The organism is Paenibacillus sp. V4I7 (genome assembly GCF_030817275.1).
GTDB lineage: Bacteria > Bacillota > Bacilli > Paenibacillales > NBRC-103111 > Paenibacillus_E.
Genome location: NZ_JAUSZD010000002.1, coordinates 4,110,325 through 4,135,335 on the forward strand (window position 1 = coordinate 4,110,325; position 25,011 = coordinate 4,135,335).

Genomic DNA, 25,011 nt, shown 5'->3' on the forward strand with positions numbered 1-25,011 from the left:
TTACCGTTTTACAAGATCTTCGCGAATCGGTGTGAAGACATCTAATAAGGCTGATTCTTCTAATGCTGTAACACCATGCTTGGCGTTACTTGGTATGTATACCGTCTGGCCTTTCTCGATAACGGTCACCACACCATCTATGGTAAACTCAATTTTCCCTTTTAAGCAATAGGACATTTGTTCATGCACATGACTGTGTTGGTAACCAATGGCTCCTGGCTCGAAATGAACCTCCATCATCATCAAACCAACCTCAGCTTTCAGAATGCAGCGCTGAACGCCTGGCTCGGCTGCTTCCCATACGCCAATATTAGACATCTGACTTTCCCCTTTCATAATTAAACGACCAACGAAAAATAAAAGGACCGCAAGCGGTCCTTCACTTACTTTTTAATTATATATGAAAAGCACCTAAATGAACATACTTGAATCTAAACGAACATTAAGAGTTAACAGCTGCGCGATCCTTCCCTTTGTCCGCTTCACCTGCATTTTTATTCGCAGCTTCACGATCCTGCTGCATTTCTTCCACTGTTTTCACCTTCAAGCGTGCTGCACCTTCATAGCTGCGCGTTGGAACGAGGTTCCCAGCTGCGAGACGTTGTTTCGCTTCGGCAATAGCCGTGCCATATTGCGGCAGCCATGACTCTTGTGCGACCAACATTTCATCGACCATCTGCCATATTTCTTTGGGATTACAAACGGCTCCTACGAGCGGATCCATCATAAACGCTTGACGAAGCAGCTTATCATCTCCATGCACAGCAGCTTCCACTGCAAGCCGCTGCACGGAAATACTTACATTGCAAACCGCTGCTGGTCCAAGCGGCAGGTCCCCAACATGCGGCATCGAGATGCCGTTGAGATCTACATAGCCTGGCGCTTCGATAATCGCATCATCAGGCAGATTCGAGATGACACCGTTATTGACTAAGTTGAAATGTCCGCGATACACGCGTCCTGTCTCAAGACCCTCAATAATATAGGAGCCATGCTCTTCACTGCGCTTCTCAGCTGCATAAACAAATGGCTTTTCCTTCATCCAGTTCGGAAACTCCGTTTCGAACCAGTTGCGCCCCTCCGTACAAACACGCAGATAACCGCCTGTTTCTCCATTGATCCAGCTGCCCATGTCGATCCAATCTTGGATTTCACTAGCACGCTTTCGGTACCAAGGCACATACTCGCTCAGATGTCCGTTTGATTCTGTACTATAGTAGCCAAAGCGGCGCAGCATGTCGATACGCACTTTCTCCGTACGCGTGAACTCCGGATGGTTCTCGAAAGCTTCAAGCAGACCGCCCGTCAAATCCTGACCGTTGTGACGGATCTGTACATACCAAGTTTGGTGATTGATACCTGCGCAAATAATGTCTACTTCCTTTTTCTCCAAACCGTATACTTCCGCAATTTGTTGATGTCCATGCTGAACACCGTGACACAGACCAATCGTCCTCACACCACCGTACTTGTTGCAAGCCCAAGTCAGCATGGCCATCGGATTCGCGTAATTTAACAACAGCACATCAGGCGCCGCCACTTCTCGAATATCCTGACAAATGCGAAGCATTTCTGAAATGCCCCGCTGACCATACATAATGCCGCCTGCACACAGCGTGTCGCCCACACATTGGTCAACGCCGTATTTCAGCGGAATATCCACATCGGTGGCAAAAGCCTCCAGACCTCCCACACGAATCGTACATAAGACATACTTCGCATCTTTCAAAGCTTCTCTACGATCTGTAGTTGCTTGAATCTCTATGTTCAATCCATTTTCTCGTATATCCCTTTGGCACAGTTCGGTAACCATATCTAAATTATGTTGATTGATGTCAGTAAAAGCGACTTGAATATCGTGAAATTCAGATACTGCTAACAAGTCTCGAAGTAATCCGCGTGTAAATCCAATACTCCCTGCTCCAATAAAAGCTACCTTAAATGACATATCTATCGCCCTCTCTATCGTTTAGTCTACAATTCACATTGTATCAAGCGCGAAAGAGAAAACGTTATCAAATTCCTAACTTCATCGGAGGTGATTTGTCAAAAATCCTAACTTTTTTCTGGATAATCCGACTTATGAGTATCCATTGATTTACGATATTCTGTAGGGGTTAACTCTGTATAGTCTTTGAAAAGCATATGAAAATACTGCCGGCTCCCTACCCCGATATAATCGCATATTTCAGAAATCGGCACATCGGTTTCAAGCAGCAGCATTTTGGCTTTTTCCATTCGAATCACAGTTAAATAAGCCATAAGAGTTTGCCCCGTTAACGATTTGAAAATCCGCTGTAAATACCCGGGATGTAAATTTACAGCTCCGGCAATATCCTTCACTTGAATGTCGCGGTCATAGTTCTGATGCAAATAATCCATGCTCTGTTTCACATACCACTCACTTTGCGCCATGCCGCTGCTTGCTGCTTCTCGCCTAAGACGCGCAATACGAATGAGCAGTTGAGCGATGAGCAATTGAACCATTGTTTCACTTTTGGCAGCAGCTTTATCCAGTTCAAGCACCAAGCTTTTCATAATGTGGTAAACCTCATCGGGGTCGCGCAATACCAAATATGGAGATTTTACCCCCAGTAGAGAAGCCAATAGCTTGTCTTCTGCGGCCAGCTGAAGAATCGATGGAAACACACCCTTTTGCTGGATAAAGCGGAACTCTACATTTAGCATTCTACAGGGGGCAGCCTCGTCAACGATCAATCGATGGGAGACATTTGCGTCCATAATAATGAACTCTCCCTTTTTGAGACTAACACTTTCGATCTGTGTAGGCAGAGTTTGGATTTCAACGTCGCAGGAACCTTGAATGGTATACATGATTTCTACCGCATCATGGCGATGAAAGGGCATATAGAAGCCTTGCCATTGTTTAAAATAATACGCCATCACCTGAGGATGGCAGTGATGCTCGGTCAAAAAGGCGGGGAAAAGACTATCGCTATTCTGCATGGGAATCTCCTTTCCCCCAAGATCCTTATTTCTGAAGGGGTATTACCTGTTTGCTGCTTCACCAATCGCGCGAAGTGGTAACTGGCCACCCAACGATGCCAGCTGTCTTGTTCATCCGCAAATGTAAAATACTCGATGTGCCCAGGCTTTAGAAGTGCCACATTGCCGGGCTCCAGTCGGAAGTGTACGCCATCAATGGCCACTTCCATAGAACCAGTATGTAAAAAAACGAGTTGAATATCTGGTTGGATGCGAGGACCATATCTGCCACCAGGTGGATATACAATCGTACCGACCGTAGCGGAACCGATATGATTAAAACTAAGATGTTCTAATGGATTCGCCATGTACTTCATCTCCAGAATAGCTGTGTCGTCATTAAGGCAATTGTAACCGCCTGTAGGTAAAAAGAAAATCCCCTCGTATGGAAGGGATTTTGCGCCTTCATTATCGTTTAAACAAAACTGGAAAATACTCATTTGCAAAAGCTTGACCGTGATAAGGGCGCGGTCCCAACAGACGGGAATTGTCATGACGCTGCACGCCCGCGCGGTAGCTTGTACCGCCCGGCATCAGATGCGCAACAACAGACATACGAGGCTCATTTGTTTTGTTCGCGCCGGACCCGTGGAACGTAAGAGCGTGATGAAAGCTTGCCTGACCTGCCTTCAGAATACAGGGCTCCTCGACCCATTCGCGACCTGCCGCATATTTGTTCCTAAGCTCCTCCATGTTCGGATCGAAGAACGAATTGCTATCAGGTATTAGTCCCCACTTGTGAGAGCCGAGAATGGTCATCATTCCGCCGTTGGTTAGATCCGTGTCCTGCAGCGCGATCCATACGGTTACCATATTCGGATGGCTGGAGCATTGCCAGTAGCCATAGTCCTGATGCCAACCAACGTTGCCAGACTTCGTCTCTTTATCGCCGACACCTGGCTTATAAATAACTTGATCGTGCCATAGCCGAATTTCATCGGTCTCCAGCAAATCGGCTGTAAGTTCACCTATAAACGGATCCGTGACGGTTCTTCGGATCTCGTCATTGATCCACCATCCATTATCTAGCTTGCGTAATGCATCAGGGTTCGAGTTTGGACGATAATGGTTCATCGGTAGCCCATCACCATCGTAATCGCCAGTCCAAACCCGCTCATGCGCAAGTCGCAACCGTTCGATTTGATCATCATCCAGCAACTTCGGAGATATCCAGTAACCGTCGCGATTGAATGTATCCTTATCCTGAGCCGTAATTTTGTATGTTCTATCTGCTTGCAAAGTCATCGTAAATTCCTCCTTTTACGTCTTACTTTCATCATACTTAATTCCTGGTTGATTGACGTTCACATAGCTACAAAGTAGTATAAGAAACATATAAGACAAATAAGAACATCCGAACGTAGAGGAGGACCTCCCCCTTGCCTACGAAACTAAGTCCACGCTGGACTTATGACATCAATACGGAAAATCGCATACCAGGAGTTCCGGAGCTTCTCCTTTTCGGCTTCGATGAGATTAGGTCGGCATTGCCCCTTTCCTATCATCAGCATGACGGATATGAATTCGTTTTGGTTGAACGCGGTAAAGCCAGCTGGGAGCTGGATGGGCACGTCTATGAGACAAAAGCAGGTGACGTGTTTCACACAAGTCCTGGCGAGGTTCATCGCGGGCGCTTCAACGTGATTGAGCCCAGCCGATTCTGGTGGTTCATCATCACACCACCGCATTCAGAAAACTGGTTGCGCTTGCCGCAAGACGAGAGTGAATGCTTCAGACAGGCACTCGAGGCGCTGCCCAGAGTTACCCACACTGGACTGCAATCCGTTGACGACATTAGACAGCTGCGAAATGCGATTAATTCCAACAATCCATTACGAACCTCCGCTACCCGTCAAGCACTGCTTGGGATGCTGCTTCGAATTCTTCAGCCTAGTCAACAAATGGTTTCACTCGCTGACGATCTATTACGTCAATTGGATGCCCTGGTTGGGCGGATCGCGGAAGATCCGCAATGGCGCCCCGCCATCGAAGAAATGGCTGATTTTGTCCGAATCAGTCCCTCCCACTTCTTCCGCACCTTCCAGGAATACACAGGGCTCCCGCCAATGGTATTTATTGAACGTGCACGAATTAAAAATGCTTGCGGACTGTTGACTGAAGGCACGGATACAGTAACAAAGATTGCCAATGAGTTGGGTTACGCGTCCAGTCAACATTTTGCCACCGTGTTTAAACGCATCACAGGCATGACCCCGATCCAATGGAGAATGAATCAAACTGTCCGAAATGATGCACGCTAGCGAGTAGTCCGAATGCTTCAACAGAGCGTAGGGAGAATCTCCATTTAATTGAGTGCAATGAAAATAAACGGCTTACGCCGCCCTTGGTTGAGAGTGTTTATAAGGTTGATGCAAAGTAATTTCCGCCTAAGTGATGTAATACTGAACCATTCGCATACTTATCCGTGTAAAGTTTACTTTTTACAACTTTAGGCAAGCTAATCAAGCGTTTTCCAACCGAATGTTGCAAAAAATACAATACTTTAGCCTAAACTTCGTCGCCTTACCTTAACCCTAAATGAAAAAGGACCTTTGTCATCTACACAAACACACGTAGACAACAAGGTCCTTTTCAGCGCTCTCCCCTCCTCCGGAGAAGCTCTTCCACGTCCTAATCGCGATCATCGGGATCGCTGGTCGAAAACGCCTTTTTAATATTATCCATGATTTCCTCTACGGCCTCACTGACCATGTCTGTCGATGATATAGCTTCTTCACCAGGTTTGGTGGGATTCGCATCATTACTTATACGATCGTAATTGTGACTCTTGTCCATGTACTTAACCTCCTAGGTATTAACCTAACTGATGGATAGTTGTTTACTTATTCCGCATACTTTATTCACCCAAATAGAAACTTTTAAAACATAGGTCCAAAAACTCTTGCCTAAACCCCCTTATTGGAGTAAATTAAACCTATATGAACACATATCAACATAAATAAACCAAATTTGAGGAGAGATTAACCGATGGATATCCGCTACGCATCACACCCGAATGAAGTAAAGCAATTTGACACTGAACGCCTGCAAGCTGAGTTTCAAATTAACGCTTTGTTCTCACCTAATGAAATTAAATTGGTTTACTCCCACGTTGACCGTTTCATCATTGGTGGCGTGCTTCCTGTTACTGGCTCACTTCAACTGCAAGCTGACAAGAAAGAAATGGCTGCTGATTATTTCTTAGAGCGCCGCGAGATCGGAATCATTAATGTTGGTGGCAGAGGTACGATCACAGTTGACGGAACGGTGTATAACATGGATTCCAAAGATTGCATCTATATTGGTCTTGGCGCGAAGGATATTACGTTTGCTAGTGATAACGCTGCAGATCCAGCGAAATTCTACTTTAATTCAACACCTGCTCACCAAACATATCCAACGGTAAAAGTCGCCATCAGCGAAGCTACTCCTACTCACTTAGGTAGCATCAATACTTCTAACGAGCGTACGATTTACAAATATATCCACACAGGCGGCGTAAAAAGCTGTCAACTCGTTATGGGTATGACGCTTCTGAAGCCAGGCAATATGTGGAACACAATGCCTTCTCATACACACAATCGTCGTTCCGAAGTTTATTTCTACTTTGACATGCCGGAAGATGCGGTTGTGTTCCACATGATGGGTGAGCCGCAGCAAACACGTCACGTAGTTATGCGCAATGAGCAAGCTGTCATTTCCCCAAGCTGGTCCATTCATAGCGGTGTTGGCACGAACAATTACACCTTCATTTGGGGCATGGCTGGCGAAAATCAAATTTTTGATGATATGGACGCCGTGGCCATGAAAGATTTAAAATAGTCGGTAACCTCAATTTAGAAACGGATGACAACCGATGAACCCTCTACGCAGATATGAAACCATTATGGAAATACTTCTGGCACAGAAAGAAGTAACCGTTAACGAGCTTAGCGAACGGCTGGACGTTACAGGTAAAACGATTCGCGAAGATTTGGCCAAACTCGAAGAAAAAGGGCTGCTTGTCCGCATTCATGGCGGAGCGATGCTCGCTCAAAGTGATCAGCTCGGCATACTTTCAACGAAAGAGCCGATCATTAAGCATGCCGATCAGAAATCCGAAATCGCGACGATTGCTCTGCGATACATTCAACCAAGAGATATTATTGCCCTCGATGGCGGCAGCACAACCCTTGAAATTGCTAGGCGGCTGGAAAATCAGCCGCTTACTGTTGTAACGAACGATTTATTTATTATCTCCGAGCTCTTGCATAAGGAAGAAATTCGGCTGGTTGTTCCAGGCGGCTACCGTCTGCGCAACATGCTCGCAGGTCCTGAAGCCGTGGAATATGTGAATAAGCTCAACATTCAGAAATCGTTCATTTCTGCCACTGGTGTTCATTTACAGCACGGCTTTACCATCTACACGAGTGATCATGCCGATTATAAACGTGCATTGATTAGAAACAGTGCAACGGTGTATGGCGTTGCCGATCATTACAAATTCGGACAGTGTGCCTTACGTACGTTCGCTGCCTTGTCCGAAGTGGCTATGATCCTAACAGACAGTGCCCTACCCGCTGATATTGCCAAGCAGTACCGTGAGGCTGGCATCCAGATCGTAACTCAATAGTGAAAAGGAGTATCCTTCATGACACTTTTTAATTTAACAGGCAAAACAGCCTTCGTAACCGGCGCTTCCAGCGGTCTTGGTCAAGCGATGGCCATTGGCCTTGCTGAAGCAGGCGCAAAAGTCATTGCCGTATCCTCTTCCGAAAGCGTACAAACGGTAGAAGCCATCCGAGCATTAGGCGGCAAAGCCGAGCTGATCGCAGCTGATCTTAGCAACGAAGACATCCTTGAGGATGTGGTAAACAAAGCCATCGGCATCTACGGCGGCGTCGATATTCTCGTCAATAATGCCGGAATCATCCGACGTACGCCGGCAGTTGACCATGGACGTCAAGATTGGCATGATGTCATTGATCTGAACTTGAACTCTGCCTTTTTCTTATGCCAGCTGATTGGCCGTCACATGATTGAGCGCGGCAGCGGCAAAATCGTGAACATCGCTTCTATGCTGACCTACCAAGGAGGCATTAATGTTCCTGGCTACACTGCGAGTAAACATGCTATCGCTGGTGTTACTAAAGCATTAGCGAACGAGTGGGCCGGGAAAGGTATCCAGATCAATGCCATTGCTCCTGGTTACATGACGACCAATAATACAGCTCCTATCCTCAAAGATGAAAAACGCACACAATCCATTACAGATCGAATTCCGGCAGGCCGTTGGGGCTCACCAGAGGATTTGAAAGGTCCTGTTGTTTTCTTATCATCGAATGCGTCGGATTATATGAACGGACACGTACTATGCGTGGACGGCGGATGGATGGCTAGATAGATGGGAATCGGAACGTTAGCCCATGCTGCCGGCCATCTTCCATTGAAGCAATTAACAGAGAAGCTAAGCGGACGAGGCATTGACTTCGTTCAACTGGCACTCAGCAAAGCGATTAGTGATATTGACACCAGCCTCGGTAGGCTCAGCCCTGCTCTGGCCAACCACATTGGCGAGCAATTCCATCGTGCTGGTATTCGGATTGGCGTGCTTGGCTGTTATATCAATCCGATTCATCCAGATCCGCAGCAGCGGCGTCATGAAATCAACCGGTTCAAAGAGCATCTGCGTTTCGCCAGAGACTTTGGTACCTCTATCGTTGCGACGGAAACAGCTGACCTAACGACTTACCTTTCGCAGGATTCCGAACGTTATGAAGCCATTGGTTGGGCAATCCTCAAGCAAACAGTTGAAGAATTGGCAGAGGAAGCTGAGCGTTGGGGTGTCTTCATCGGACTCGAACCCGTATTCACTCACACGTTATCTAGTACTGAGAAAATGGTTCGAATTTTGGATGAGATTCCTTCCAGTAATCTGGGGGTTGTGTTTGATCCAGTGAATCTAATGCCACCTACTGCTGTTGAGGCACAAGAAGTTTTCCTGGATCAAGCCTTTGCTGCTTTCGGTGATCGTATCGTCCTTGCCCATCTTAAGGATGTTGTCATTCAGAACAACAAACGGCAAGAGGTACGATCTGGTAAGGGTATTTTCCAAACAAAAACGTTCTTAGAGAAGCTGCACCGGGTAAAACCGGGGATCGACATCTCTTTAGAACAACTTGCGGATGATACGATTGACGAAACCATTCAATACGTAAGAAGCCTTTTGAGTTAAGGAAATTGGCCCCGTTCTCTCTATCATCTGAGGGACTGGGGCTTTCCTATTTGAAATGATGTCTATTTCTTTATATCAGGCTCTGTCATGACTTCATACGCGTTACCCAAATAAGACTGCAGCGCCTTTAACGCCGCAACCCCCACCGCAATATCATCCTCTCCATTTCCTCCACTTACACCGACTCCTCCAATGACACTCCCGTTCACCACAATCGGAAGCCCACCGACGAAAATGGCAAATTTACCCGGCATCATTGCATGAATACCAAATGCCTCACCATGGATGGTTGCTGGGCCACCTGGCTGATTAAACAAATGCGTAGAACGCCTGTGACCGCTAGCTGTAAAAGCCTTAGCTATGGCGATTTCCGGGCTCGTATTGCGAGCGCCATTCATTCTTTCTAACGCAATTAGATACCCGCCATCGTCTACGATACATATCGTTTCGGCTGTATTCGCTTCTATTGCCGCTTGTATGCCTGCTGCGATCATGACTCTCGCTTCCTCTACTTCAAGCTTAAACACCGATTTCATAAGTCATTCCCTCCCAGCTTGTCGGCCATTATGACGTACGCAACAAACGCCTCTTCCATTCATATGGGGACGTGAAAGGTTTATGTCATGGTCGTCACTTGAAAAAAGATATTGAATTTCGGTGCGAGTAATTGTAAGATTATAGAAATCAACCCGATGTGTGACTGGCGTAAACATGGATAACCATGAGGGAGCACATTGCTAACAGCCGTACGCCTGGGCAAAGTATTTGATCCTTAATCAAATGCTTTTTTGTGCTTTTATGACAATTGAAAGGTCAGGTGGCTGTGTATGAAAATGGCATTCGTACTATTCGATGGAATGACCACGTTAGACTTCGCTGGCTTCTTTGAAGCTATCACATGGATGGGCATTTTGGGAGCCAAAGAGAACGTCACTTGGGATTTTTGCTCCAATAAGGAGGAAATTACGGACGACCGAGGCTTAACTGTAAAGGCAAGACATGTCTATCCCGACCTATCAGGATATGATCTCCTGTTTGTACCTGGCGGATTTTCAACGAGAAGCCTTAGATTCGACTCTGCCTTCATCACTTGGCTCCAAACCTCAGCTAAAGTGACTTACAAAGCTTCTGTGTGTACAGGTGCGTTGTTACTAGGTGCAGCCGGATTCTTACATGAAAAAAAGGCAACCACCAATCCTTCCGCTTATGACTTATTGACGCCTTACTGTTCCGAAGTCGTTAAAAAACGAATCGTCAGAGACGGGAATCTTTTTACCGGCGGCGGAGTTTCGGCATCCATTGATTTAGGATTATTCGTCATTGAATCGCTTACGGATTCACATTTCGTACAGCAAGTTCAACAAAAGATGGATTACCCTTACTATCAAGCGGGACAGTTATCAAATGTAAATTTGGAGTAATAAGCTACTCGAGAATATACGGCTTACACTTTGCCTTGGACGAGAGTGTGAAAGAAAAGTGTTTAATTACTCGCTCATCCCTTTCATGTTGTTGCACTTTGTACAACAGGGGGGAACTTTCAAAATAAAATAAGCCCACCCAACACTCATAAAGTGTCTGGATAGGCTTATCTGTATTATTTTTTAGGTTGTTCACGGTTAACACGAACGGGCCTCTCGACCCAATTCTCACGATTCATACGTTGAACCTGATTTATCGGATTCTTAAGATCGATAATCTCGACGGTTTTACCCTCCGCTTGCATGGTGGCCGCTAGCTTTTCCTTATAACCCGTTCCAGCCGCTGGTCCGCCACCTCCGTTGCGTTTACCCTTGTTCCAAACTCTGCCTTTACTCATTTCACCACTCCATTTTTGTTTTAAGTGTAAAGGCATAAGTAGAAAAACGCAAATTTTTGCTGCCAATCATGATCAACTTTATGTCAAAAAGGTGGTTACACGCTCCAAAATCAGTCACTTCACGGGCCCCATACTTCCTAAGATCACCTTAACGGAAACATGAATGTCTGCCTTTGACAGCGCTTCTCCCCAATGATCCTCCACTTTCTTGTATTGACTATATTCGTGGGCCCGCGCATAGAGACCAAGCCCGATCGGATCGATTTGATGCTTCTGTATGTTTTTGATGAGGCTATCGAATTGCTTTTGCATATGTTCAGAAATCATTTTCTCTAACTCTTTTCCATTCTTTCGTACATCAAAGGGGAATAAACGTTCAGTAAGACCGGCTGGCATTTTAATGTTGATATCGAACCGAAACTTGTTCTGCTTAAACGAGGTTTTTATTTTCGTTTTCATTCCTTGAACCGATATACTTAAATGGTCTGTATGGAATGGACCGCTCTTCTTTTCACCAGGAATCGGAAGTGTAAAGCTAACAGGCTTCTTGGCGTTTTTATTCAATATTTGAAGTAAACTGGTTTCCTCTATGTTCAGAGAGGTTTTATACTTCCCTTTATGATCCAGAAGCGTTACGCCAACCAGCCTGATCTGTTTGGCCTTGTCCAACTGAATTTCGGAAATATAGGGCGTAACCCCCTTCTCATACATTTGCCAATGCAGCTGCTGCAGTGTTGTTTTTGCCGTTTCCGATCTAGCGCTCTTCGTATCGATCATCCCCCGCAACATTAAAGGTAACATCGGCTGATCTTTCGGATGTAGGAATATTATGTCGGAGATATATCCATCGACAGCGATAATTCTGGGTGTTAATGGATTTTTCATATCACGAAAGAAGACGTCAAGTATCCGAAACCAGTCTTCATGTTCCAAGATGCGTTTCCCAATAAGTATGACCTGAACTTTTCTGCCTGTAATAACTCCTGGCGCAAATTCATCTTGTTTCTCTCTCGATTGACGAATTGTTTGCGATTTCACTTGGACTTCTAGTGTTTTCTTCTTTATATCTCTGCCATATGCAGGGCTATTCATATATACAAGCATGTTGTTTTCATTATCAAGATCCAAACCGAGAGCTAGGTTGTTTGTGGTATCTTCCAGATCCAACCGGTCACTGCACCCCGGAACAATTGCAATCATCATGATAATGAACAAAACGTACAGCGGCTGCTTGTTCATAAGTGCTTCCTCCACCCCAAACGATCATGTATCCATACATACAGGAGTAAACAACCAGGCACTAAGTACTCAACAACAAAACCGATCTGACCAAGCAAAGTATTCATCCGTTCACTTTGAAAAAAAGTAGGCATGAAGAAATACGTGCCCACAGCGATGAAAAGCCAAAGCAGCCGCAAATGATTGCGGTGGTCCTGCTTTCCAATTAGCCAAGTTGTACAAAAAACGCTCATGTACATCGTGGGTATCCATGACAATGAAAAGATAAGTAAATAAAACGCGATAAATAGCACTTCGATCCGTGATATAAACTTAAACTCGATAGCTTTCAATACATTGATCGTCGGTTCGTTGTACTCCAGAATTTCATCTGGACTGAAATAGACGAAACAGATAACGGTAATGAACAAATACATGAGCATCGTCAATGTATACGAGATAACGATTCCTGCTGCGGCCTTCCGCTTGTTTTTGAGAAACGGATACAAAATAAACGTGGTTGAAAAACCTATATGATAATATAAAGTGTATGGTAACGCTGCGAAAACAGGCTTCCATCCTTCTTTAAGAACAGGAAGCAGACGGAGCCAATGAGCATCCTTAAGCGGAATCAAATAAACGAAGGGGATCCATAGAGATAGGAGTATTATCACTTCCACATATCTGCCCAATATGCGTGGTCCGTTCCGCACAATAACATAAGTGGGAATGAGCAGCAGAAGCATAATGATATAATCAGGGGTTTGCTGCAAAAGGTATTGCTTTGAAATCAATATGGTATATACGAGACCTGTGTATCCGTAGTAAAAGAGATAGAGGGCAAATAGGACGGCTCCCGCTTTGCCTGCCCATTTGCCCAAGTACATCGACAATAGATCTAACAAGGTACCATCTGGGTACCTCTTCATCACTTGTATGACGATCAGACTCGCCACTATGGAGATGACCCAAACGATGATGAGCGCAATCCAGCCTGCCGTGCCTGCCTGTTCGGCTAATACTCGCGGCAGCGACAAAAATCCGATACTCACAACCATTCCGAAGTTGAGAAGGATATACTGCATGAAGGTGATTTCATTCAAGGTATATTTTTTCACTTGTTGTCCCCCTAGAGCTTTCTATTAAGAAGCGCATCGTATGCATACAAGGCTGTTACTTCACTGTTCCCATAGCTCCTATGATTGTTTTAACGGAAACATGAATGTCCGCATTGGCCAGCGTTTCACCCCAATGATCTTCCACTTTCTTGAAATGGCTATATTCATGCGCTTGCGCATAGAGCCCGAGCCCTATCGGATCAATTTTATCCGTTTGTATTTTCTTTATGAGGTTTTCAAAATTCATTTGCACTTGTTCGGTAATCTTATTCTCTAACTCTTTTCCTTGACTACGTACGTCGAAAGGGAACAAAAGCTCCGATAGTCCAACGCGCATGGTAATGTGCATATGGAACTGAAATTTGTCCTTGAGGAAGGAGGTCTTGATTTTCACCTTTATTTCATCCGCGTTTAAACTTACTTTATCTGTATGGAACGGTCCAATCTTCATTTCGCCGGGAATGGGAATTGTTAAGTTGACGCTCTTTTTTGTATTTTTTTGCAATATGCGCAGTAGAATAGTTTCCTGCATGTTCAGAGAATCAGCATATTTCCCTTTATGATCCAACAGTGTCGTCCCTGTTATCGCAATCTGCTTATCTTTCAATCGAACTTCAGAGATGATAGGAGTGACACCCTTTTCACGTATTTGTTGGTGCAGCCCCTGTAAAGTCGTCTTAACCGTTTCCGATCGGGCGTTCTTCGTTTCTACCATTTCCCGCAGCAATATGGGCAGCATCGGCTGATCTTTCGGGTTCAGGTATATGATTTCAGAGAGAGGTCCATCGAAAGCAATGATCCTTGGAGTTAGCGGATTTTTCGGATCGCGAAACCAAACATCCGTTAATTGGAACCAATTTTCTTGCTGCAATATTCGCTTAGATAGTAGTAGGACTTGAATACTTCTCCCTTGGAAAACGCCTTCTGTATAACTGTCTTGTTTTCCTCTTGATTGACGATTCGTCTGTGGTTTCACTCTAAGTTCACGCGTTTTTTTCTCGACATTTTTGCTGAAAACTGGAGATGTGCTGTATAGAATGAGCTCGTTTTCTTTATCGAGATCAAAACCTACTAATAAGGCATGTGTAGCATCTTCCATATCTAACCTGTCACTGCAGCTCGCAATGATGACGATAACCGTGGCGATGAGTATAGCATGAAGGAGCCGCTTGTTCATAAACGCTTCCCCCACTGAAAGCGATCTTGCACCCATAAATATACGAGTAAGCAACCGGGAAAAACATATTCGATTCCAATACCAATCTGAATAAGAAAATCATTCATGCGATCGTTCTGATTAAAAGTTGGTATGAAGAAAAACGTGCTCAGAGCAGTGATCAACCACAGTATCCGCAAATGATTGCGGTGATCCTGCTTTCCGAGCAGCCAGCTTGTACAAAAAACACCCATGTATATAGTAGGTATCCACGCTAATGAAAAAATAAGCAAGAAAAACGCGATAAACAGCACTTCCATCCGTTCTACAAAATTAAATTCGATGGCTTCTAAGATATTAACCACAGGTTCGTTGTACTTCTGAATTTCGTCTGGGCTGTAATAGACAAAACAGATAACAGTAATGAACAAATATCCAAGCATCGTCAGTGTATCGGAGATCAAGATAGCGCTAGAAGCTTTTTGTTTGTTCTTCAAAAACGGATACAAAATAAACGTGGTAGCAAATCCGATATAAGAAAAGAACGTAGTAGGTACCGCTGAGAATACAGGCTTCCATCCTTCCTTTAATAAGGGAACCATATTGAGCCAATGGGCGTCCTTGAGCGGAAATAAATATACAAATGGTATCCACAAAGAGATCATATAAACAAGTTCCGCATATCTGCCCAAGACGCGAAGTCCATTACGTGCAATCACATAAGTGGGAATGAGCAATAATAGCATGACGGTAGATGCCGAAGTTTGCGGCAAAAGCCATGCCTTCGTGAGCAAAACCGCCTCAACGAGCCCAGTATAAGCGTAGTAAAAGAGATAAAGGGCAAAAAAGATAGCAGCCACCCTGCCTGCCCATTTGCCCAAATATCGTGCTATTAGATCAAACAATGTTCCTTCGGGGTGCTTTTTCATCACCTGAATAACAATCAAGCTTGCTGCAACCGTAATAGCCCAGCCGATGATAAGTGCGATCCAGCCATCCGTGCCTGCCTTCTCGGCTAATTTTCCCGGCATTGCCAAAAAGAACACACTCACTTGAATGCCGCTATTCAGAAAAATGTATTGCATAGAGGTGATCTCATTGTAAGCATATTTCTTCATTTCCCATCACCTTTTGGACGATTTGATCCTTGCCTCTGCGATTGGGTCGCTCTTGTGCCTAGAGGACGCTTGCCCATTTTCCACAGCGGTAAACGGACGAACGTATCTTTCCAATCGGCAAACCGAACTGGCGCGAAAGGAGTACTGTACGGTGTTCCAAGCGATTCGAGCGCAATCAGGTGTCCGATCATCGTCATCAAACCAATAATGATGCCAACAATGCCAAACATGGAGGCAGCAATCATCATGCCGAAGCGGATAAGCCGGACGGCTGCGACCATATCATAGTTGGGCAGGATGAACGATGCAATGGCCGTAAAAGCAACGACAATCACCATGATATTACTGATGAGTCCTGCCTGTACGATCGCCTGCCCGATGACAATCCCCCCAACAATACCAACGGTTTGCCCAACTGGAGCAGGCAGGCGCACACCTGCTTCCCGCATCATTTCTAATGTGACCTCCATGAGGATCGCTTCTACAAATGGCGGAAATGGTACTCTTCCTCTGAACTCACCAATCGTCAGAAGTAATTTAACTGGGATGATCTCGAAATTAAAGGAGATGACAGCAATATAGAATGCCGGCAAAAATACGGCAACAAAAAATGCCAAAATCCTCAGCAGCCGTATAAAAGTAGCAATCGACCATCGTGTGCTATAGTCGTCGATATTCTGAAAAAATGACATAAATGCCACCGGAGCGATCAATACGCTCGGTGAACGATCTACGACTACAGCGAATCTTCCTTGTAATATTTGTGATGCCGCAGCATCCGGTCTTTCCGTCGTAATAAATTGCGGGAATGGGGAAAACGGATTGTCCTCTATCAACTCTGCCAACTCACCTGTGTTGATGATGACATCAACATCTAGCTGCTGAATCCGGTCTTGCAATTCTTTCAGTACCTCAGGATGCGCGACATCAGCCAAATATAGGATAGAAACTAAACTGTTCCCTCTCCGTCCAACCGTCAGCTCTATTATTTTCAATTCACGGTTTTGAATATAGCGACGGATTAAAGCAATATTTTGGCTTCCTGTTTCAACAAAGCCTTGATGTGCTCCTTTCAAAGAAGCCTCAATCTGTGGATCTTCAATTGCCCGCTGCGGCCACCCTTGCGTTCCTAAGGCGTAGACTTCTGTTCGTCCGCCAACAAAGAGAATACTGCTGCCATGCAAAATGGCAGACTCAATTTGAGGCCAAGACAACAACGGATTGATTTGACCTACATTTATCGTAAAGCCATATTCCGAATTGCCGCTTCCCGTTTCAAATTGCAGAGGCCGAAGCACGTTATTATTGATTGCGTTTTTATCTATGAGTCCACTCAAGTAGACTAGCGCCGCTTGATCCCCTGACTGTTTGATCATAAAATGCCGCACAACCAGATCGGGAGTTTGACAGAACTGACTATGTAAATAGGTTATATTTTGCGCCAACGACGCACTTATCGTGTCGCTAGGCGGCTGATTAATTTGCTCTGGAACCGAACGATACTTCTTCCTTCCGAACCAGTTTGAAAATAGCAACGAACTTCACCACCCTCACCTCTATTCTTTCTTTAAATATCCAAAATTATGTATTCATGACAAAGGCTGTACGCCAATGAATACGGCTTAAAGATACACTAGCAATAGAAAAAAGCAGCCACCGTTAATCGGTGTGCTGCTTCTGATTTATAAGATTGAGCCTATTTACATACGGCCACACTTTACGCTAACATTTACCCTTGCAGCTCAAACGCCTTGGCTAATAAACGATAAGAATGAATACGCGCATCCACATCATGAATCGGAGAAACGACCATAAACTCGTCAGCTTTATACGCCTCGTTCAGCTTGAGAATTTCCGCTTTTACTTGTTGAGGTGTGCCGACAATACGTTTGTGTTGGCGCCCCCGAATAAGTGCCAAATCAGCTTCCGTGTATGGATAATTCATTGCCGTTTCAACGGAAGGGAATGAGGGCAGCAGCGCGCCGCGGCCAAGGGACAGGAAGAACAAATCCGTACTCGTCGCAAGTACGTTCGCCTCTTCTTCCGTATCGGCACAAACGACTAGAACTGCTGCAAGTGAATGCGGCTTATCATTCAAAATAGATGGTTTGAACTGCTCGCGATAAATCTGCAGCGCTTGCTCACAATCCGCATTGCCAAAAAATTGCGCAAAACCAAAAGCGGCCCCTTTTTCAGCAGCAATGCTGGCACTGTCATAGGAAGAACCAAGCAGCCAAATTTCCGGGGCTGTCGGAATAATTGGAGACGCGTGCAGCGCAGCAAAACGATGGTTTGCAGGCAGCGAATCATATAAATACCCAGTCAAGTCAGCAACTTGCTGCGGGTATTGATCTACGCTCGTGTATTTCCCCTCTTGCAGCGCTCGCGTCGAGATTGGCATGCCGCCAGGCGCACGTCCAAGACCAACGTCAATCCTTCCCGGATGCAGCGCCTCCAATAACCGGAAATTTTCTGCAACTTTGTATGCACTGTAATGCGGCATCATAATACCGCCTGACCCTAAGCGGATCCGATTCGTTTTTGCAGCTAAATGAGCAATAAGTACTTCTGGGCTTGAGTGAGCAAGCGCCTCGGAAGCATGATGCTCCGACACCCAGTAGCGCGTATATCCAAGTTTATCTGCCTCTTGCGCCAGCACGGTCGTTTCAACCAGCGTTTGGGCGGCATTACGACCTTCTCCTATTTGTGATTGGTCCAAAATCCCCAATTTTAACATGCTCGATCACCTCCTTTTAACTGTAACATATTTAAGCACAGAATAGCAAAAAACAGCCAGAATGGCTCCCGACTGTCTTTACGCATCTACTTATTGGGCATCTTTAGACGAATGATTCAATATTTTCAATATTCATGACAATAAACTCCCGCTCTAGCTTGCAAGCGACTACGAACTATGTGAATAGGCCTTTTGTATACTGTGATCCGTACTTTGTAAGTACACAGACACATTTTCAAATGCTTCTTGAGCATCAACGCCATCTAATTGCAAGACAATAACTGACTGATTACCGAGTGATAGGCTAAGGGAAACAATGCCCAGTAAACCCTTTGCATTCAGCATTTTTCCACTTACGCCCACATAAATATTGCACGAATACCGATTAGCTATGGTCACAAAATCCAACACAAGATCAATCGTCCAAGGTTTATTCCTCGCAAAAGTCCATTCAATTTTCATTCTTATTCCTCCTAGATAGTATTATAAGATATAGTTTCATCGTAAGCATTAATTAGCATTTGGGCTTATGAATGAAAAAAGGAGACGCATTCATCCCTTTAGGATGAAGCATCTCCAGCTGTCTGGTTGATTCATATTATTCCGATAAAATTAATCGTATTTAGATTATAGTGAATTAATCCAGATTCTGTCAACGTTTAAAATTGAAATAACTCACATACATGCAAATGGTATTTCCGGCTAAACGAACACCCGCGTAGAGAACAATTCACACCGTATAGACAACAGAAAAGAAGCAATTAACCATATTTACATGCAATTAGTCAGGAATAGACAATTTCTATCAATTTACACCTCTACCAAAATTGCTCGTTTGATGATAGTTTAAGATATACATCCAAGTGAGGGAGAGATCAGAATGAGAACCATTTATGAGAATTACCGAGGTTTTAAAATTAGCAAACAAGAAAGCATCTATAATGCGATTTCATCAGATCATATTATTTTTAGCCGTTGGCAGCTAAGCCAAGTGCTAGATACGGTCGATTATTATGTGGAATTCACGGATAACAATTCGAGCGAGGATGCGGAATCCGGTATGCCGCAAAACTAATCATATACATGTTGAATTAACGAAATGTTCATTAACCAAATCTCTCCGATTTAGCATCGAGTGGACCCATAGAGGAACGTAGATGCGTTATTTAATGAAAAACCGCTTGATTTCACAAGCAGGAGGAACGACGATCCCTTATTCCGTCATTTTCACCCCAAGAGAGCATAGATTTCACCCAATAGAGCACTCACGTTCCGTTCATTCAATTTATTGGGTACTTTTCCCACAAATAGCGGAATGACGTTCCGTTCATTCAGATTACGGGCAAATTCTCTATAATCGCGGATTGTCGTTCCCCCCGACGTAGGATAAGGGCACTGCTTCCTTCATCTATGGACCTAGTTGTTGTAATTTGTACAACATTTCACTGACGAATTCGCGTTTTCCCCGCCATTGTTGTAGAAAATACAACATTTCCTCTCCAAAGCAGCTTTAGAGTATAAAATCAGTCAAAATTGTTGTACTACATAGTACTACATACAACTTTGAAGCTTATTGAGAAGAAACGAAATTGTTGTACGTTTTACAACAATACGTTTTTATCATGAATGAAGAGACGAAGGGCATGTATAAAAAACCTAAGTCTTAACTTAAAAACCCGCCAATAGAGGGCTATACAAGCTTTAACATTTATAACAGTTTATTAGCTTTAAACAGTTTTACAGTTTTACAGTTTTACAGTTTTACAGTTTTAACAGTTTCAGCAGCTCTAACAAACTATAACAGAATTATAAAATCACATGCTTCATCTTCATCAGCTCTGCGACTTTCTGGAACATGGAAGCATTATAACCAATGGACATCGCGCAGTGGTGCGTCGGCGCTTCGGCGAACCAGCGCGTCATGTACGCGTCTGGATGATCGCGGAACTTCACCGGCGTCTGCGTGTTGCCGATCTTCATGATCGGCCCGTTCGTGGACTCGCCTTCGCTGGAGATCAGCTTCAGCCGTCCATCGCCGGTCTGCGTCACGTTCAGCGTCGTGATCGCCCCCGTCTTCACCTTCGCCTCGACGGATACGCCCGTGCCTTGCTTCCCGTGATAAAGCCCCATGCCCCGCAGAATCGGCTTTCCTTCGGAAATCGCGATATGGAACGGCCCGTCATGGCCCAGCAAGATCGTCTCGTCGATATAGTCCACGACGACGATCTCCGAGAAGCTGCCGCCGACGCCGAGGATGTCGCTGATTTTCATCGCGACGGCCGTCTTGAGGTCCCCTTCGCCGGAGCAGGGAATACCGCGTGCGGTAAGCAGCGAGTGGCCGACGATGAAGCCGCCTTGCAGCTTCTCATAGTCGCCTCCCGGCGCGCCGTGGTAGTAGTAGGACAAGGCGTCCAGATCGTAAGCTCTGACGAGCTTCTCCTGCGCTGCCGCCACTTTGCAAGACCACTCCAGCTGCTCATCCGTAGGTTTCTTCGCGATCGGATCAGATGGCGAGTCGCCGCTGATCTGGAACATCTCGTGAACCTCAGCCAGCTTCGCTTTCACCTCCTGCGGTGTCACTTCCCGCAGCATGCGATCCAAATCACACATTTCAAGCACTTCCACGTGCAGCCCTGTCTGCGCCGAAATCATCGTAAAATCACTGTACATATCCAGCATGCCGCTGTACGTATTACCAAGAAAGCCGAACCGGCTATGCTGAAGCGTCCGAGGCACGCCGGCTGCCTTCACCCATTCCTCGATCTCCCTCCATGCTCGAACAGCTTCTGGGCGCTTATGTGTCACTTCATTCGTTAACGAAATCGCCGGTGTATAATCGAGTCCTAGTACCCCATTTACGACACGGAACGGGATACCCGCTCTGTTAAACACATTGGCGAACTCAGGCACAGGACAAGCCCCGCAATGCGCCAACCACTCCCCTGTCGTGGATTGCTCATAATTAAGCCGTAAGCTCGGCTGCAAGTTCAGAAACACGGCTGGCGCTTTGCAAATTTGGTGAACGGGAAGCACTGTCGAGCTTGTCGAGTATGTCGCTGCGTGACAGAATACAAGATCGATATCGCGTTCATTCAGCCATTCTCCAGCCTTCCGCCCTTCATTTTCCGTATCTACCAACCCATAGTAATAGACGTCTGCCCATTCCGAGATTCGCTCCTCAATAAATCGACCGTATGCCTCAAGTCGTTCTTTTAGGCCAGGGAACTGTTCCCAATAGGCACGAAGCCCCACCGAGTAAAGTCCGATTCGCGGTTTTTGGCTTGCTTTAATAGCTGGGTATACAGACATCCCTACCACTCCATTCGTTTATAAGATAAAAATAATACCTTTATAAACTCATTGTAATGGCTTACAATACAGATAACATCCAATAATCTTGTTTAAAAATAATAGAATCTTGTGCAGGTGATTCGCCATGACAACCCCTAAAGAAAATTTTACTACTGCTTGGTCTGAAGACTCGATACGATTCATATCCAGCCCCTCCGTATTCGCCAAATCCACCCTCTATCATGTGCAAGAAATTGGCCATTTCCGTACGTTACCTGGTTATTTTACAGAACGCGAACAGTTGGACTCCTACCTTATCGTCTATACGATCAAAGGCAAAGGCCGCTTGAAATATCAAGGAAAGAGCTATTTCCTTCAACCTCAGCAGGTATTCTTCATTCATTGTGAAGATTATCATTACTATGAAACAGATCCACTCGAGCCTTGGGAGATTCTATGGGTGCATCTCAATGGCAGCTCAACATCTGGTTACTATGAGCAGTTTGCTGCCAATAATGAGCCTGTCCTTCAACTGAACCCTGAATCCTTCATCCCCGCTCTACTGCGTCAAATCTTACATATCCAGCAGCAAAGAACAGCTCGTACGGAACTCATTTCGTCCAAGCTTCTCGTAGAACTCCTGACCGAGCTCCTGTTGTCATCACAAAATCTGGTTTTGTCCGAAACAGATGAACCCAGCTATATCGAAGACATTTGTCAAACACTGGATCGTAGATTCAATGAGTCGATTTCGTTGGATCAGCTTGCCCATGATCATGCCGTCAGCAAGTACCATTTGGCCAAGCAGTTCAAACGTTATACAGGCTATTCGCCTCATGAATTTCTCATATCAATCCGTATGACACACGCTAAGGAACGTTTGAAATACTCTGATATGCCCGTATCCGAAATAGCCGCCAGTGTCGGTATTGACAATGTCAGTCATTTCATCAATTTGTTCAAAGACCGCGCTGGAGATACCCCTTTAGCTTATAGGAAGAAATGGCAGCGCCCCAGATGATGGGGCTATTTCAATTCGTTCTCATCAAGTACTGTCAGGAGATCGGCCCAAGCTCGAGCACCTTGAGTCATCCCCGACACAACAAAAAAACCGCCCCCATCGATTGCGATGAGAGCGGTCCTACCTGACAAGTCAATTATTTCATTTGCTGCAATAAATTCACGCGGTAAGCTTCACTTTCTAAGCCTTGAATTTCTTTGTACTCTTCCTCAGTCAGCCTTCTCGGTTGACCAACGGACTTGGCGATGAGGTAAATCTTCGCGCTCTCTTCCATAACTTCGGTACGGTAGTAGGCTTCACGTAAATTTTTACCTGTTGTGACGAGTCCATGATTGTTTAGCAAAATCGAGCTATAACGGTCAGCCTTCTCCGCCACTAGGTTGGCTAGTTTATCCGTTGTCGGAACGACATAGGGAACGAAGACTACGTCACCGACAAGCGCCGCTTGGTCCGGAAACAGCATTGGAAGCTCGTCATCAACGAGTGTTAATGCGATACAGTAAGCCGGGTGCGTATGCACAATCGCCTTCATGATGGGATTCACGCGATAGCAAAATAAATGCATGAGCACCTCGGAAGAAGGTCGGTAGGTCGAATCCAGAATGTTCCCCGTTGGGATATCGACCGGCACCCATTGCTCAGGCTCAATATCTTCTAGTGCGAAACCGCTGGGAGAAAGGTACATCGTATCTTCAAATCTTGCGCTTATATTCCCGCCAGGACCTACGACAAGTCCTTTCGCTACACTTTTACGGGCATACTTCGTCAGTTCTTCTCTTGTTTGCTGCTCGGACATCTACCCTTCAACTCCTTACTGATTTCTTAGTAATCACCTGCAAATAGGTTTGGTAAGCCTCCTGCCACTGAGCTTCATCCTGAGATTCATAACGATCAGGCGGGAAGGAGTCCATAACGACTTGGCGTATCTGATCCAACGATTGGACCTCGCCGTGCGCTTTGACTTGCATCATAATATTGCCGATCGCCGTCGCTTCCACAGGACCGGCAATGACCGGTTTCCCTGTGGCGTTCGCCGTCAACTGGCAGAGCAGCCGATTTTGAATTCCTCCGCCTACCATATGAATGGTTGAAAGCTTTCTGGCAAGAAGCTGTTCAATCTCATCTAACGTTTGCTTGAACTTCATAGCCAGACTATCCACTACGCAGCGGATAAGCTCAGCTTTGGTTCGTGGTACGGTTTGGCCTGTTTCCGCACAATAAAGACGAATTCGTTCCGGCATATTTCCTGGAGCAAGAAACACAGGATCCTGCGGATCCACGTAGCTTTGCAGCCCTGTTTCCTGCTTCGCCATCTCTTGCATATGAGCAAAGCTTATGGAATCCCCTTCGAGCTCCCATTGTCTTTTGCAGTCTTGAAGTAGCCATAGTCCCATGATATTCTTCAGCATGCGAATCTTATTCTCAGCGCCGCCCTCGTTTGTGAATCCCCAACGAAGACTGTCTTCCGTCATGATGGGTTGATCGATTTCTACGCCCATTAAGGACCAGGTTCCGCAGGAGATGAACGCATAGTCACCTTCGAGCGAAGGAATCGAAACGACCGCAGAAGCAGTATCATGTGAAGCCGCAGCCACAATTGGCATCGCGCCAACCTGCAGTTCCTCGGCAATTTCTTTACGCAGAGTTCCTTCTTTCGTTCCGGGCATCACGATGTCTGTAAAGAGATCGGACGGGATTCCAACCTTCTGCAAAAGTAAACGGTCCCAGTCTCTCGCCACTGGATCCAGAAGCCCTGTTGTACTGGCAATCGTGTACTCCGTGGAACGAATACCAGACAAATAGAAACGGAATAAGTCTGGCATGAGCAAGAGACGAACATCATCAGGAAGGGATAAACCTTGTTCTCTGCTCTCAGCATAGAGCTGAAAAATCGTATTAAACGAGAGCGGCTGAATACCTGAGTGGCTGTATAATTCACGCTCCGTCGTTTGCTGCAGCAATTTGCTCATCGCCTCAGCATTCCGCGCTTCCCTATAATGATACGGATTGCCGAGCAGCTTGCCTTTTCCGTCAACAAAGCCGTAGTCCACTCCCCACGTATCAACCGCAATGGAAGCTGGACTCCCCGAGGCATGCTGCTTGTAGGCATGAATTCCTGCTTTCAACTCATGAAAAAGTCGCAAAAAGTCCCAGTACAAACTGCCGCCAAGCTCAACAGGATCATTCGAGAAGCGATGAATATCTTCTACGGAAAGTGTAGAACCACTCCAACGCCCCAAAATGGTTCTGCCGCTGCTAGCTCCGAAATCTACGGCTAACATATTCAAATGGTTAGTCCCCAACAGAGTCACC

The 25,011-nt window shown here is 45.5% G+C and carries 26 protein-coding genes and 1 riboswitch; of the genes, 8 read left to right on the forward strand and 18 right to left on the reverse strand.

Translation table 11 applies throughout. From position 1 onward, the window contains the following. From QFZ80_RS20185 to QFZ80_RS20205, 5 genes are all read right to left on the reverse strand, one after another. Complete coding sequence (locus QFZ80_RS20185; RefSeq protein ID WP_307554785.1) at positions 1 to 318, reverse strand: cupin domain-containing protein; 318 nt, start codon at positions 316 to 318, stop codon at positions 1 to 3. A 124-nt stretch (positions 319 to 442) separates the two neighbouring features. Further along, positions 443 to 1,948, reverse strand: a complete 1,506-nt coding sequence (gene melA / locus QFZ80_RS20190; protein WP_307554783.1) for an alpha-glucosidase/alpha-galactosidase — start codon at positions 1,946 to 1,948, stop codon at positions 443 to 445. Between the two features lie 107 nt (positions 1,949 to 2,055). Continuing rightward, positions 2,056 to 2,967 (reverse strand): AraC family transcriptional regulator, encoded by a 912-nt coding sequence (locus QFZ80_RS20195; RefSeq protein ID WP_307554782.1) that lies wholly within the window; start codon positions 2,965 to 2,967, stop codon positions 2,056 to 2,058. After that, entirely contained in the window at positions 2,931 to 3,314 is a 384-nt protein-coding gene (locus QFZ80_RS20200; protein ID WP_307554780.1) for an AraC family ligand binding domain-containing protein, read from the reverse strand. Before QFZ80_RS20200 ends, QFZ80_RS20195 begins: the two co-directional genes overlap by 37 nt. A gap of 100 nt (positions 3,315 to 3,414) precedes the next feature. Next, complete coding sequence (locus QFZ80_RS20205; protein WP_307554778.1) at positions 3,415 to 4,251, reverse strand: phytanoyl-CoA dioxygenase family protein; 837 nt, start codon at positions 4,249 to 4,251, stop codon at positions 3,415 to 3,417. Between the two features lie 134 nt (positions 4,252 to 4,385). Between QFZ80_RS20205 and QFZ80_RS20210 the strand changes: the two genes are divergently transcribed. Then, a complete protein-coding gene (locus tag QFZ80_RS20210) occupies positions 4,386 to 5,267 on the forward strand; it encodes a helix-turn-helix transcriptional regulator (protein WP_307554776.1) in 882 nt (293 codons plus the stop codon). A 370-nt stretch (positions 5,268 to 5,637) separates the two neighbouring features. Here QFZ80_RS20210 and QFZ80_RS20215 read toward each other — a convergent pair whose 3' ends face one another. Then, positions 5,638 to 5,802 carry a hypothetical protein gene (locus tag QFZ80_RS20215; protein WP_307554774.1) on the reverse strand — a complete coding sequence of 55 codons (165 nt, stop codon included), beginning with the start codon at positions 5,800 to 5,802 and terminating at the stop codon, positions 5,638 to 5,640. Between the two features lie 192 nt (positions 5,803 to 5,994). Here QFZ80_RS20215 and kduI point away from each other — a divergent pair, with 192 nt between their 5' ends. Genes kduI through QFZ80_RS20235 form a run of 4 tightly spaced genes read left to right on the forward strand, consistent with a single transcriptional unit; the run spans position 5,995 to position 9,220 of the window. Continuing rightward, the gene (gene kduI / locus QFZ80_RS20220) at positions 5,995 to 6,828 is read left to right on the forward strand and encodes a 5-dehydro-4-deoxy-D-glucuronate isomerase (protein ID WP_307554772.1); all 834 of its coding nucleotides are present in this window, start codon (positions 5,995 to 5,997) and stop codon (positions 6,826 to 6,828) included. Between the two features lie 34 nt (positions 6,829 to 6,862). Continuing rightward, positions 6,863 to 7,618: a DeoR/GlpR family DNA-binding transcription regulator gene (locus tag QFZ80_RS20225; RefSeq protein WP_307560669.1), complete on the forward strand. Its 756-nt coding sequence runs from the start codon at positions 6,863 to 6,865 to the stop codon at positions 7,616 to 7,618. Between the two features lie 18 nt (positions 7,619 to 7,636). Further along, complete coding sequence (kduD, locus tag QFZ80_RS20230; protein ID WP_307554768.1) at positions 7,637 to 8,389, forward strand: 2-dehydro-3-deoxy-D-gluconate 5-dehydrogenase KduD; 753 nt, start codon at positions 7,637 to 7,639, stop codon at positions 8,387 to 8,389. Further along, positions 8,390 to 9,220, forward strand: coding sequence for a sugar phosphate isomerase/epimerase family protein (locus QFZ80_RS20235; RefSeq protein ID WP_307560671.1), 831 nt, complete (start codon positions 8,390 to 8,392; stop codon positions 9,218 to 9,220). A gap of 62 nt (positions 9,221 to 9,282) precedes the next feature. Here QFZ80_RS20235 and QFZ80_RS20240 read toward each other — a convergent pair whose 3' ends face one another. Then, complete coding sequence (locus QFZ80_RS20240; protein ID WP_307560673.1) at positions 9,283 to 9,756, reverse strand: GlcG/HbpS family heme-binding protein; 474 nt, start codon at positions 9,754 to 9,756, stop codon at positions 9,283 to 9,285. A gap of 150 nt (positions 9,757 to 9,906) precedes the next feature. Further along, positions 9,907 to 9,985: riboswitch (ZMP/ZTP riboswitch) on the forward strand. A gap of 62 nt (positions 9,986 to 10,047) precedes the next feature. On the opposite strand from QFZ80_RS20240, the gene QFZ80_RS20245 reads away from it, so the two are divergent. Continuing rightward, positions 10,048 to 10,641, forward strand: a complete 594-nt coding sequence (locus tag QFZ80_RS20245) for a DJ-1/PfpI family protein (RefSeq protein ID WP_307560676.1) — start codon at positions 10,048 to 10,050, stop codon at positions 10,639 to 10,641. A 176-nt stretch (positions 10,642 to 10,817) separates the two neighbouring features. Here the strand turns inward: QFZ80_RS20245 and QFZ80_RS20250 are convergent, their stop codons facing one another. The 8 genes from QFZ80_RS20250 to QFZ80_RS20285 all read right to left on the reverse strand — a co-directional run bounded on the left by QFZ80_RS20250 (position 10,818) and on the right by QFZ80_RS20285 (position 18,848). Next, positions 10,818 to 11,039 carry a hypothetical protein gene (locus tag QFZ80_RS20250; RefSeq protein WP_307554761.1) on the reverse strand — a complete coding sequence of 74 codons (222 nt, stop codon included), beginning with the start codon at positions 11,037 to 11,039 and terminating at the stop codon, positions 10,818 to 10,820. Between the two features lie 114 nt (positions 11,040 to 11,153). Continuing rightward, positions 11,154 to 12,278: a Ger(x)C family spore germination protein gene (locus QFZ80_RS20255; protein WP_307554759.1), complete on the reverse strand. Its 1,125-nt coding sequence runs from the start codon at positions 12,276 to 12,278 to the stop codon at positions 11,154 to 11,156. Continuing rightward, a complete protein-coding gene (locus tag QFZ80_RS20260; RefSeq protein WP_307554757.1) occupies positions 12,275 to 13,375 on the reverse strand; it encodes a GerAB/ArcD/ProY family transporter in 1,101 nt (366 codons plus the stop codon). The genes QFZ80_RS20255 and QFZ80_RS20260 overlap by 4 nt, the downstream gene beginning before the upstream one ends. 55 nt (positions 13,376 to 13,430) lie before the next feature. Further along, on the reverse strand, positions 13,431 to 14,552 hold the full coding sequence (locus QFZ80_RS20265; RefSeq protein ID WP_307560678.1) for a Ger(x)C family spore germination protein: 1,122 nt from the start codon (positions 14,550 to 14,552) through the stop codon (positions 13,431 to 13,433). Further along, positions 14,549 to 15,649: a GerAB/ArcD/ProY family transporter gene (locus QFZ80_RS20270; RefSeq protein WP_307554753.1), complete on the reverse strand. Its 1,101-nt coding sequence runs from the start codon at positions 15,647 to 15,649 to the stop codon at positions 14,549 to 14,551. Before QFZ80_RS20270 ends, QFZ80_RS20265 begins: the two co-directional genes overlap by 4 nt. Beyond that, the gene (locus QFZ80_RS20275) at positions 15,646 to 17,184 is read right to left on the reverse strand and encodes a spore germination protein (protein WP_373460128.1); all 1,539 of its coding nucleotides are present in this window, start codon (positions 17,182 to 17,184) and stop codon (positions 15,646 to 15,648) included. Before QFZ80_RS20275 ends, QFZ80_RS20270 begins: the two co-directional genes overlap by 4 nt. 194 nt (positions 17,185 to 17,378) lie before the next feature. Further along, positions 17,379 to 18,386, reverse strand: coding sequence for an LLM class flavin-dependent oxidoreductase (locus tag QFZ80_RS20280; protein WP_307554751.1), 1,008 nt, complete (start codon positions 18,384 to 18,386; stop codon positions 17,379 to 17,381). 168 nt (positions 18,387 to 18,554) lie between these two features. Then, positions 18,555 to 18,848 carry an HPr family phosphocarrier protein gene (locus tag QFZ80_RS20285; RefSeq protein ID WP_307554749.1) on the reverse strand — a complete coding sequence of 98 codons (294 nt, stop codon included), beginning with the start codon at positions 18,846 to 18,848 and terminating at the stop codon, positions 18,555 to 18,557. A gap of 418 nt (positions 18,849 to 19,266) precedes the next feature. Here QFZ80_RS20285 and QFZ80_RS20290 point away from each other — a divergent pair, with 418 nt between their 5' ends. Continuing rightward, entirely contained in the window at positions 19,267 to 19,461 is a 195-nt protein-coding gene (locus QFZ80_RS20290) for a hypothetical protein (protein ID WP_307554747.1), read from the forward strand. Between the two features lie 731 nt (positions 19,462 to 20,192). Here QFZ80_RS20290 and QFZ80_RS20295 read toward each other — a convergent pair. After that, complete coding sequence (locus QFZ80_RS20295; RefSeq protein ID WP_307560680.1) at positions 20,193 to 21,695, reverse strand: L-fucose/L-arabinose isomerase family protein; 1,503 nt, start codon at positions 21,693 to 21,695, stop codon at positions 20,193 to 20,195. A gap of 127 nt (positions 21,696 to 21,822) precedes the next feature. Here QFZ80_RS20295 and QFZ80_RS20300 point away from each other — a divergent pair, with 127 nt between their 5' ends. Next, positions 21,823 to 22,698, forward strand: a complete 876-nt coding sequence (locus QFZ80_RS20300; protein ID WP_307560682.1) for an AraC family transcriptional regulator — start codon at positions 21,823 to 21,825, stop codon at positions 22,696 to 22,698. 136 nt (positions 22,699 to 22,834) lie between these two features. Here the strand turns inward: QFZ80_RS20300 and QFZ80_RS20305 are convergent, their stop codons facing one another. Then, a complete protein-coding gene (locus tag QFZ80_RS20305; protein ID WP_307560684.1) occupies positions 22,835 to 23,494 on the reverse strand; it encodes a class II aldolase/adducin family protein in 660 nt (219 codons plus the stop codon). Between the two features lie 7 nt (positions 23,495 to 23,501). Continuing rightward, positions 23,502 to 24,980, reverse strand: coding sequence for a rhamnulokinase (locus tag QFZ80_RS20310; RefSeq protein WP_307564170.1), 1,479 nt, complete (start codon positions 24,978 to 24,980; stop codon positions 23,502 to 23,504). Between the last annotated feature and the right edge of the window lie 31 nt (positions 24,981 to 25,011).